The sequence below is a fragment of the Streptomyces sp. URMC 124 genome (genome assembly GCF_051386455.1).
In the GTDB taxonomy this organism is placed as follows: domain Bacteria; phylum Actinomycetota; class Actinomycetes; order Streptomycetales; family Streptomycetaceae; genus Streptomyces.
Genome location: NZ_JBPQTS010000204.1, coordinates 1 through 10561 on the forward strand (window position 1 = coordinate 1; position 10561 = coordinate 10561).

At 71.8% G+C, this 10561-nt stretch carries 10 protein-coding genes; 2 read left to right on the plus strand and 8 right to left on the minus strand.

Annotation, left to right across the window (positions count from 1 at the left end):
- Positions 1-487: 487 nt before the first annotated feature.
- From ACSNOG_RS29685 to ACSNOG_RS29700, 4 genes are all read right to left on the minus strand, one after another.
- A complete protein-coding gene (locus tag ACSNOG_RS29685) occupies positions 488-1786 on the minus strand; it encodes a hemolysin family protein (protein ID WP_436755793.1) in 1299 nt (432 codons plus the stop codon).
- The gene (gene ybeY / locus ACSNOG_RS29690; protein WP_436755794.1) at positions 1783-2280 is read right to left on the minus strand and encodes an rRNA maturation RNase YbeY; all 498 of its coding nucleotides are present in this window, start codon (positions 2278-2280) and stop codon (positions 1783-1785) included. Before ybeY ends, ACSNOG_RS29685 begins: the two co-directional genes overlap by 4 nt.
- A gap of 7 nt (positions 2281-2287) precedes the next feature.
- Positions 2288-3289, minus strand: coding sequence for a PhoH family protein (locus ACSNOG_RS29695; RefSeq protein WP_436755795.1), 1002 nt, complete (start codon positions 3287-3289; stop codon positions 2288-2290).
- Positions 3290-3428: 139 nt separating this feature from the next.
- Positions 3429-4613 carry a carbohydrate kinase family protein gene (locus ACSNOG_RS29700; RefSeq protein WP_436755796.1) on the minus strand — a complete coding sequence of 395 codons (1185 nt, stop codon included), beginning with the start codon at positions 4611-4613 and terminating at the stop codon, positions 3429-3431.
- A 71-nt stretch (positions 4614-4684) separates the two neighbouring features.
- On the opposite strand from ACSNOG_RS29700, the gene ACSNOG_RS29705 reads away from it, so the two are divergent.
- Both ACSNOG_RS29705 and ACSNOG_RS29710 read left to right on the plus strand, forming a co-directional pair.
- Positions 4685-6052, plus strand: coding sequence for a 6-phospho-beta-glucosidase (locus ACSNOG_RS29705; RefSeq protein WP_436755797.1), 1368 nt, complete (start codon positions 4685-4687; stop codon positions 6050-6052).
- A gap of 72 nt (positions 6053-6124) precedes the next feature.
- Entirely contained in the window at positions 6125-6922 is a 798-nt protein-coding gene (locus ACSNOG_RS29710; protein ID WP_436755798.1) for an HAD family acid phosphatase, read from the plus strand.
- A 49-nt stretch (positions 6923-6971) separates the two neighbouring features.
- Here the strand turns inward: ACSNOG_RS29710 and ACSNOG_RS29715 are convergent, their stop codons facing one another.
- The 4 genes from ACSNOG_RS29715 to ACSNOG_RS29730 form a co-directional block, all read right to left on the minus strand.
- Positions 6972-7880 (minus strand): ribonuclease Z, encoded by a 909-nt coding sequence (locus ACSNOG_RS29715; protein WP_436755799.1) that lies wholly within the window; start codon positions 7878-7880, stop codon positions 6972-6974.
- A 10-nt stretch (positions 7881-7890) separates the two neighbouring features.
- Positions 7891-8247, minus strand: a complete 357-nt coding sequence (locus tag ACSNOG_RS29720; RefSeq protein WP_436755800.1) for a histidine triad nucleotide-binding protein — start codon at positions 8245-8247, stop codon at positions 7891-7893.
- 42 nt (positions 8248-8289) lie between these two features.
- Entirely contained in the window at positions 8290-9444 is a 1155-nt protein-coding gene (locus ACSNOG_RS29725; protein WP_436755801.1) for a tetratricopeptide repeat protein, read from the minus strand.
- 2 nt (positions 9445-9446) lie between these two features.
- Positions 9447-10561: ATP-binding protein (locus tag ACSNOG_RS29730; protein ID WP_436755802.1), on the minus strand; the 1115-nt coding region annotated here is incomplete at its 5' end.

The window sequence follows — 10561 nt, forward strand, 5'->3', positions numbered from 1 at the left end:
GCACCACCGCCGACCGGGCCCGGCAGAATCCCCGGCACGGCCCGGAAGGCACCGCCGGACAACCACGCCGTGGCACCCCACCGCTGCGGCGGAAAGAAAGGGGCACGGGCGCCCCCGGCCACCGAACCACGGCGCACGGCACCGCCCGTCAGCCACAGCGTGGCACCTCACCACCGCGGCCGACACTCTCCTCCCGCCACAACGGCGAAGCACCACCGCCGACCGGGCCCGGCAGAATCCCCGGCACGGCCCGGAAGGCACCGCCGGACAACCACGCCGTGGCACCTCGCCACTGCGGCGGAAAGAAAGGGGCAGGGCACCCCCGGCCACCGAACCACGGCGCACGGCACCGCCCGTCAGCCACGCCGTGGCACCCCGCCGTTGCGGCGGAAGGAAGAGGCCGCAACGGCGAGGCGCCTCCACGGCGTGAGTCCGGCGGAACGGCCGGTCCGGCGGAACCCGTGCGTACCCCGCGGGGCACAGCGCCCTAGCGAACCGGCTCTACCAGCACCGTCACGATGCGGTTCCGGCGGCCCGCGGCCGCTTCCGCGGTGAGGCGGAGGGCGCGGACGCCGCCTCCGGGTTCGCCCAGGCCGTAGTCGGCGAGGTCGACCTCGGCCACCGCGCCGGCGATCGGTACGCGGCCGAGCGACTTGGCGAGGAGGCCGCCGACCGTCTCGACGTCCTCGTCGTCGAGCTCGTCGAGGCCGTAGAGCTCGCCGAGGTCGCCGAGGTCGAGGCGGGCGGTGACGCGGTAGCGGTCGTCGCCGAGGTCTTCGACGGGCGGCAGCTCGCGGTCGTACTCGTCGGTGATCTCGCCGACGATCTCTTCGAGGATGTCCTCGATGGTGACGATGCCGGCGGTGCCGCCGTACTCGTCGATGGCGACGGCGCAGTGGTTGCGCTGCTGCTGCATCTCCCGCAGCAGGTCGCCGGCGTTCTTCGTGTCGGGGACGAAGACCGCGGGCCGCATCGCCGTCGACACCAGCTCGCTCTCCGCGTCACGGCTGATGTGGGTCTTGCGGACGAGGTCCTTGAGGTAGACCACGCCCACGATGTCGTCCTCGCTCTCCCCGGTGACCGGGATGCGGGAGAACCCGGAGCGCAGGGCGAGGGTGAGGGCCTGGCGGATGGTCTTGCCGCGCTCGATGACGACGAGGTCGGTGCGCGGCACCATCACCTCGCGCACGAGGGTGTCGCCGAGTTCGAAGACGGAGTGCACCATGCGGCGCTCCTCGTCCTCGATGAGGGACTCCTGCTCCGCGAGGTCGACCATCGCCCGCAGCTCGGCCTCGGAGGCGAAGGGGCCCTTGCGGAAGCCCTTGCCGGGGGTGAGGGCGTTGCCGATGAGGATCAGCAGCTGCGGCACGGGGCCCATGATCCGGGCGAGCGGCAGCAGGACGTGGGCGGCCGCGGTGGCGGTGCCCAGCGGGTGCTGGCGCCCGATGGTGCGCGGGGAGACGCCGACGGCCACGTAGGAGACGAGGACCATGACGGCGATGGCGACGGTCAGCGCCTGCCAGGTCTTCTCGAAGCCCTGGAGGCACACGTAGGTGACCAGCACGCCGGCCGCCATCTCGCAGGCGACGCGGACGAGCAGGGCCACGTTCAGGTAGCGGGTGGGGTCGGCGGCGACGGCCATCAGCTTGGCGCTGCCGCGCCGCCCGGACCGCACGGCCTCCTCGGCGCGGAACCGGGTGGTCCGCGCGAGGCCGGCCTCGGCGCAGGCGGCGAGCCAGGCGATGACGAGGAGCAGGACCGCGACCGCGATCAGCTGCCCGTTCACGTGATCGTGGGCGCCGGGGAGGGCCCCTCGATCCCGCGCTCGGCCCGCCAGCCGTCGACGATGGCGGCCTGGAGGCCGAACATCTCGGCCTTCTCGTCGGGCTCCTCGTGGTCGTAGCCGAGGAGGTGGAGGACGCCGTGGACGGTGAGCAGCTGCAGCTCCTCGTCCATGGAGTGCCCGGTGGGCGCGTCCTCGCCCTGCTTCTTCGCGACCTCCGGGCACAGCACGATGTCGCCGAGGAGGCCCTGCGGGGGCTCCTCGTCGTCCTTGGCCGGGGGACGGAGCTCGTCCATCGGGAAGGACATCACGTCGGTGGGCCCGGGCAGGTCCATCCACTGGATGTGGAGCTGCTCCATGGCTTCGGCGTCGACAACGATGACCGAGAGTTCGGAGAGCGGGTGGATGCGCATCCGGGCGAGGGCGTAGCGGGCGATGTCGAGGATCGCCTGCTCGTCGATGTCCGTGCCGGATTCGTTGTTGACGTCGATAGCCATCGTGTTTTTACCGGGGGGTGCTTTCGTTTCGGCTGTCGTACTGCTCGTACGCGTCGACAATACGGCCGACGAGCTTGTGCCGGACGACGTCGTTGCTGGTGAGCCTGGCGAAGTGGACGTCGTCGACGCCCTCGAGGATCTCCTGGACCTGGCGCAGTCCGCTCTTCGTACCGCCGGGGAGGTCGATCTGGGTGATGTCGCCCGTGATGACGATCTTGGAGTCGAAGCCGAGCCGGGTGAGGAACATCTTCATCTGCTCGGGGCTGGTGTTCTGGGCCTCGTCCAGGATGATGAAGGCGTCGTTGAGGGTGCGGCCGCGCATGTACGCGAGCGGCGCGACCTCGATCGTCCCGGCGGCCATCAGGCGCGGGATGGAGTCGGGGTCGAGCATGTCGTGCAGCGCGTCGTAGAGCGGGCGCAGGTAGGGGTCGATCTTCTCGTAGAGCGTGCCGGGCAGGAAGCCGAGCCGCTCGCCCGCCTCGACGGCCGGCCGGGTCAGGATGATCCGGTTGACCTGCTTGGACTGCAGGGCCTGCACGGCCTTGGCCATGGCCAGGTAGGTCTTGCCGGTGCCGGCGGGGCCGATGCCGAAGACGACGGTGTGCTTGTCGATCGCGTCGACATAGCGCTTCTGGTTGAGCGTCTTGGGCCGGATGGTACGGCCGCGGCTGGAGAGGATGTTCTGGGTGAGGACCTCGGCGGGGGTCTCGGCCCCCTGCTCCTCGTTCCTGAGCATGGCGATCGAGCGTTCCACCGCGTCCTCCGTCATCGGCGCACCCGTGCGGAGCACCAGCATCATCTCGTCGAACAGGCGCTGTACGAGGGCGACTTCGCGCGGCTCCCCGGTGGCGCTTACCTCATTGCCCCGTACGTGGATGTCCGTCGCCGGGAACGCTTTCTCGATGACCCGCAGGAGGGAGTCGCCGGAGCCCAGGACCGTCACCATGGGGTGCTTGGCCGGGACCGTGAACCTCGCCGTCGCCTGCGGTCGTGTGGGTGTCTGCGTCATGGGCCGGCCCGATGGCCTGCTCATCGCCTCTTTTCTGCACTCCTGCGTCCGGCCGGTGGCCGGAGGACCTTGGAATACCAGGGTACGACGGCAGGCCCGGGGGCCTGAGAGGTTTTCCTGCCGACCGCCTCCCGGAGGCCTACGGCCTGCGGAAACCGAGCGTGGGCACCGCCCGCCGCAGCGGCCAGGGCCGGGCGGCCGCGGGCAGCAGGCCGTCGAGGAAGGCGTAGCGGCGGCGGACGGCCGGGCTCTGGTCGTCGTAGGAGCGCACGTGCTTCCACCAGGCGGCGATCTCGACCCACCCGGGGGCCGACAGCGACCCTCCGAATTCCTGTACGGACAGGGCGGCCGTCAGCCCGGCGAAGGCGAGCCGGTCGGCGAGCGGCCAGCCGGCCAGGGTGCCCGTGACGAAGCCCGCGACGAAGACGTCGCCGGCGCCGGTGGGGTCGAGCGCCTCGACGGCGATGGCGGGGACCTCCGCGCTCTCGCCGGTGCGGCTGTCGACGGCGAAGGCGCCCTTCTCCCCCATCGTGACGACGGCGACCGGCACCTTCTCGGCGAGCGCGCGGGCGGCGGCCCGCGGGCAGTCGGTGCGGGTGTAGCGCATGGCCTCCTCGGCGTTGGGCAGGAAGGCCTCGCAGTGCTCCAGGCCCGCCAGGTCGGCGGGGTCCCAGCGGCCCGTCTCGTCCCAGCCGACGTCCGCGAAGACCCTGCTGCCGCGGGCCGCCGCCCGGGCGATCCACTCCTCCTCGCGGCCGGGCACGAGCAGGGCCACGCAGGCCCGCGAGGACGGCGGGCACTCGGGCGCGGGGACCCCTCCGTCACCGTGCGGCGGCGCCTCGTGGCCGTGCGAGACCATCGTCCGCTCGCCCTCGTAGGCCATCGAGACGGTCACCGGCGAGTGCCAGCCGGCCACCGTGCGGGACAGGCCGAGATCGATCCCCTCCCCTTGCGCGAGGGCCTCCCAGCAGTACTCGCCGTACATGTCGTCCCCGAAGGCCGCGGCCAGGGAGGTGCGCAGGCCGAGCCGGGCCAGGGCGGTGGCCATGTTGGCGATGCCGCCGGGGCTCGACCCCATGCCCCGCGCCCAGGACTCGGTGCCGCGCACGGGGGCCGAGTCCAGGCCCGTGAAGATGATGTCGAGGAAGACCGTTCCGGTCAGGTACACGTCGGTGGGCGGGTCGTCCGCCGAGCGGACCTCGGCCAGCGGGTCGAGGACGGCAGCCGCCCCCTGGAACTCGAATCCCTCGGTGCGCTCGCCCGGGCAGTGCCCGTTCCGGATGTCCTGCTGCCGGGGCGTCGAGTGGGGCGAAGAGGTCGTCATACGCGCTCGCTGCTCCTCTCACGGGGTGCGGATCCGGACAGTGTGCCCGATGCTGAGGTACCTTCCGGAATATGAGGCTGACGATTCTCGGCGGTGGCGGGTTCCGGGTGCCTCTGGTGCACCGGGCCCTCCTGGACGACGCGCGGCGCGACACCCCGGGCCGCTGTACGGAACTCGTGCTCTACGACACCGATTCCATGCGCATGAGAGTGATCGCTTCGGTGCTGGCGGCGCAGGCCGACGGGGTGCCCGGCGCTCCCTCCGTGCGCATCGCGCACAGCCTGGACGACGCGCTGCACGGCACCGACTTCGTGTTCTCGGCCATTCGCGTGGGCGGCACGGCCGGCCGCGTGCTGGACGAGCGGATCCCCCTGAGCGAAGGGGTGTTGGGGCAGGAGACCGTCGGCGCGGGCGGGGTCCTGTACGGGCTGCGCACGGTGCTGGTGGCCCTGCAGATCGCGGAGCGGGTGGCTGCGGTCGCCCCCGGCGCGTGGGTCATCAACTTCACCAATCCCGCGGGCATGGTGACGGAGGCGATGTCCGCCGTCCTGGGGCGGCGCGTCATCGGCATCTGCGATTCGCCCGTGGGTCTGGTGCGGCGGGCGGCGCGGGCCGCCGGAGCCGACCCGGAACGGGTGACGTTCGACTACGTGGGGCTCAATCACCTGGGCTGGCTGAGATCGCTGAGCGTCGACGGCGAGGACCTGCTGCCGCGCCTGCTCGCGGACGACGAGGCCCTCGCCTCCTTCGAGGAGGGCAAGCTCTTCGGCGCGGACTGGCTGCGCGCCCTGGGATCCCTGCCGAACGAATACCTGCACTACTACTACTTCCGCCGCGAGACCCTGCGTTCGGTGCTGGAGTCCCCCGAGACCCGGGGCCAGTTCCTCGACCAGCAGCAGAGCGGCTTCTTCACCGAGGCGGCCGCCGCGCCCGAGCGCTCGTACGAACTGTGGGAGCGCACCCGGCTGCAGCGCGAGTCCACCTACATGGCCGAGAGCCGGGCGGCCAGCGGCGGCTGGCAGCGGGACACCTGCGACCTGGACGGCGGCGGCTACGACAAGGTGGCGCTCGCCCTGATGCGGGCCGTCGCCCGGGACGAGCCCGCGCGCCTGATCCTCAACGTCCCCAACGGCACGACCGTCCCCGGGCTGGACCCCGGGGCCATCATCGAGACGGTGTGCACCGTGGACGCCCAGGGCGCCCGCCCCTTGCCGTGCGCGCCGCTGCGCGAGGACCAGCTGGGGCTGATGCTCCAGCTCAAGGCGGTCGAGCGGGCGGCGATCTCGGCCGCGGTGCACGAGGACCGCGACGCGGCGCTGCGCGCCCTCGCCCTGCACCCGCTGGTCGACTCGCCCGCCGTCGCGGCCCGGATCCTGGAGCGGGCCGGCCGCGGGGCCGTTCGGCGTAACGGAGGGGACATCACCCGCCTACCCGCGTAGACAGTCCTTGACCTGCACCCGCCAAGGCTTTAGCTTCGCGCTGCACCGACCTTGCTACTCAGGAGTACACACGTGCAGCTCAGCCTTGCGTCCAAGCGCGCCCGCATCGCCGCGGCCGGCGCCGCGCTTGCCGTCGGCGCCGGCCTCTACACGGCCGGCGCCGCCAGCGCGGAGCACTCCGCTCCGCGCACGGACAAGGAGATCCCGAACCTCACCAAGGTGACGGACAAGATCAAGGCCTACTACGGCGACACCGTCGACAAGAACGGCCAGCACTACGCCTCGCGGGACAGCAACTACGCCAAGCAGGTCGCCGACATCGAGAAGAAGGCGAAGGCGCAGCTGGAGAAGGTCGTCAGGAACCAGGCGGGCAAGAACGGCGGCGCCAAGCCCGCCATCGTCCTCGACCTGGACGACACCACCCTGCTCACCTACAACTACGAGCTCCGGGTGGGCTTCCACTTCACGCCCGAGTCCCAGGACGCGTACCTGAAGTCCACCGACATGGACCCGGTCTTCGGCATGCCGCAGCTGGTCAACTGGGCGCAGTCCAAGGGCATCACGGTCTTCTACGTCACCGGCCGCGACGAGCACCAGCGCGCCTGGAGCGCGCGTAACCTCAAGAACGCCGGCTACAAGCCCGTCGCCGACACCGCGCACTTCTACCTGAAGAACAAGAAGACGCCGCCGGCGTACCTCTCGTGCGGCGCCAAGTGCACCACCGTCGAGTACAAGTCGGGCACGCGCAAGCACATCGAGTCCCAGGGCTACCGCATCGTCGCCAACTTCGGCGACCAGTACAGCGACCTGCAGGGCGGCTACGCCCAGCACACGTACAAGCTGCCGAACCCGATGTACTTCCTGCCGTAAGGCCGTGCGGCCGTGCGGCCGTGCGGCCGTGCGGCCGTGCGGCCGTTCCCTAACGCCGCTTCGGCACAGGGATGCGCATGAGGTCCCGGGCGACCGTGAGTTCGCCCTCGAAGCCCGCCGCCCGGGCCTGGTGCGCGAAGACCTCCGGGTCGTCGTAGCGCTGCGAGAAGTGCGTCAGGACCAGGTGCCGGACGCCCGCGGTCGCGGCGACCAAGCCCGCCTGACCTGCTGTCAGGTGGCCGTGGTCGGCGGCGAGGGCCGCGTCCTCGTCGGTGAACGTCGACTCGATGACGAGCATGTCGCAGCCCTCGGCGAGCTCGTGGACCCCGTCGCACAGCCGGGTGTCCATCACGAACGCGAAGCGCTGACCGCGCCGCACCTCGCTCACCTCGTCCAGGGTGACCCCGCCGACCGACCCCTCGCGCTGCAGCCGGCCCACGTCCGGCCCGCCGATGCCGTGCGCGGCGAGCCGCTCGGGCAGCATGCGCCGCCCGTCGGGCTCGACCAGGCGGTAGCCGTAGGACTCGACCGGGTGCGAGAGCTTGCGGGCCTCCAGGCGGTACGAGGGCTCCTCGGCCAGCACGCCGCCCGCACCCGAAACCGGCTCCTCGGCCAGCCGCACCGTCTCGCGGTAGGCGGTGGCGTACCGCAGGCGCTCGAAGAAGCGCTTGCCGCTGCGCGGGTAGTGCGCGGTGACGGGGTGCGGCACCTGATCCAGGTTGATGCGCTGGATCACTCCGGCGAGGCCGAGGGAGTGGTCGCCGTGGAAGTGGGTGACGCACAGCCGGTTCAGGTCGTGCGCGGCCACCCCGGCGCGCAGCATCTGCCGCTGCGTGCCCTCACCGGGGTCGAAGAGCAGGCCCGTGCCGTCCCAGAGCAGGACGTAGCCGTTGTGGTTGCGGTGCCGCGTGGGCACCTGGCTGGCGGTGCCCAGGACGACGAGTTCACGTACGGACAAGGGACGCTTCCTACCCGGGGGGCCAGTTGAAGCCGCGGCCGCCCAGGACGTGGGCGTGCGCGTGGAAGACGGTCTGGCCGGCGCCGGCACCGGTGTTGAAGACGATGCGGAAGCCCTTGTCCCCGTTCTCCTGCAGGGCCACCTCGCCGGCGGTCTTCAGCACGTCGGCGGCGACGGCCGGCTCGGCCGCGGCGAGGGAGGCCGCGTCCGGGTAGTGCGCCTTGGGGATGACCAGGACGTGCACGGGCGCCTGGGGGTTGATGTCGCGGAAGGCGACGGTGGTCTCCGTCTCCTTGACGACCGTCGCCGGCACCTCCCCCTGGACGATCTTGCAGAACAGGCAGTCGGCCTGCGGTTCTCCCGCCACCGGTGGGCTCCTCACGCGTCGTCGGCTCGTACCGTCCGGATGTTACCGGGCGGCCTCCGATTCCCTCTCGCGGGCGCTCTTCAGCCGCTTCTGCTTCGCCTTCTCGGCCTCCTCGCGCTCGTTGCGGCGCCGAGCGTTGCCCCACCACATGGCGAGCACCACGGGCACACCGCCGATCCACACGAGCGCCTGCTCGTAGCCGCGGTCCGTCCACGGCACGGTCACCAGCAGCACCGCGCAGAGCGTGCCCCACAGCGAGTGCGCCACGGCCAGCTTCGCGGCGAAGGCGCGCCGGATCACCGACAGCAAGGTGATCTGGGCGCCCTCCGGGAGCTTGAAGTACGTGCGCCAGACGCACAGCCCCCAGCCCACGCACATCAGGAAGAAGAACCACATGCGGGCGCCGAGCGGCGCGGGCAGGGAGGTCGGGTCGTCACCGGTCGGGAAGGCCCGGGAGGTGATCGCGGCGTACAGGAGGCAGATCAGGGCGACCCAGCGGGTGCGGCGCACCAGACGCAGGGCGACGTCCTCCAGCTTCGCGGTGACGTACGCGTTCGTGGGGTCGGCCCCCAGCGCGGCGGTGTACTCCTTGGCCAGCTCCGGCAGCCTGAGCTCACGGCTCTCGTCCTTGAGCCCGGCGAGCACGGCGCGCGCGTCGGCGTCCTCGGGGGCGAAGCTCAGGACGTCGCGCATCGTCTGCTGCGCACCGGCCTTGTCCCCCATGTCGATCAGGACGGCGTACCGGGCGAAGTGCGCGTTCACGGACTCCGGGCAGACGCGCACGGACTCGTTCGCGGCCGCCAGCGCCCCGTCGAGGTCGCCCGTCGCGCGCAGCGCCGCCGACAGCGACTGGTAGGGCGTCTGGTGGTGCGGCGAGATCCGTATCGCCTCGCGGGCCGCGGTGACGGCCTCGCCCGCACGGCCGAGGCGCCACAGCGCCTCACTGCGGTAGATGTGGCCGTCGGTGTGGGACGGGTTGAGGCTGAGGGCGGACTCCGCCATGACCAGGGACGCGGGCCACTTCCGCATCCGGTAGAAGCAGCAGGCGAGCAGGGCGTAGACGTCGGGGTCCTTGTGGGAGACCTCCTTCGTGTGCGAAGTGAGGAGGTCACAGGCGTCCTGGGTCCGGCCGACGCTCAGCAGCGCCTCGGCGCGGGCCACGTTCGGGTGCCCGCCGCCGTAGGGGGTGTCGCTCACGCTCAGAGCATCCTCTTCTTCTTGAGATACGCGAGCAGCTCGTCGTACTGCCCGCCCTCGTTGGCGAACTGGGCGACGCTGCGCGCGGAGTTGAACCAGGGGCCGGTCGACGGCCGGAGCTGGGTGAGGGCCGCGAGCAGGTCGTCCGTCTCGATCATGCGGGCCTGGCCGGTGCGGACCGAGTCCATCAGGGCGCGCTCGGCCGCGCTCTCGCACAGGTGGCGCAGGTCGGCTCCGGAGAAGCCGTCGGTGCGCTTGACCAGCTTGCGCAGGTCGATGCGGGCCACCGGGCGGTCCTTGAGGTGGTGGCGCAGGATCGACTCGCGGGCCGCCTCGTCCGGCGGCAGCACCAGGATGGTGCGGTCGAGGCGGCCGGGGCGGCGCAGGGCGGGGTCGACGTCCCACGGGTGGTTGGTGGCGGCGAGCACGAACAGGCCCTCGTTGGCCTGGGCGTCCACGCCGTCCAGCTCGGTCAGCAGCTGGTTGACCGTGGTGCGCAGGCCGGAGTGGCGGAGCTGGCTGCGCTTGGCGCCCAGCGCGTCCAGTTCGTCGAGGAAGACGACGCAGGGGGCGTTGCGGCGGGCCGTCTCGAAGAGCTCGCGCAGATTGCGCTCGGAGTTGCCGATCCACATGTCGAGGACGTCGGTGATGCTGACCGACATGAAGCGGGCGCCCAGCTCACCGGCGACGGCACGGGCGATGTACGTCTTGCCGCAGCCGGGCGGCCCGTACATCAGCAGTCCGCCGCGCAGGCTCTTGCCGTAGAGCCTGCGGAGTTCGGGGTTGTGCATGGGGGCCAGGAAGGCGGCCTGGAGGCGCTCCTTGACCTGCTCCATACCGCCGACGTCGGCGAGGGAGAGGTCCGCGCTCTCGACGTCCCACGCGCTGACGCCGGCCGGGTCGTCCTCGCCGTCGGCGGCCAGCGGCCGCGGCTGCCGGGCCGGCGCCCGCTCCGGGTCCTCCTTGTCCTCCGGGTCCTCCGGGTCCGAGGACTCGACGAAGCGCGGGGGGATGACGTCGGACAGCTGGTCCTCGGCCTGCTTCCAGTCGTAGCGCGGCGGTTCGGCGGATGCCGCGCCGCCCGGGGCCTCGGCCGGGGCGGGGGCCTGTGCCGGGG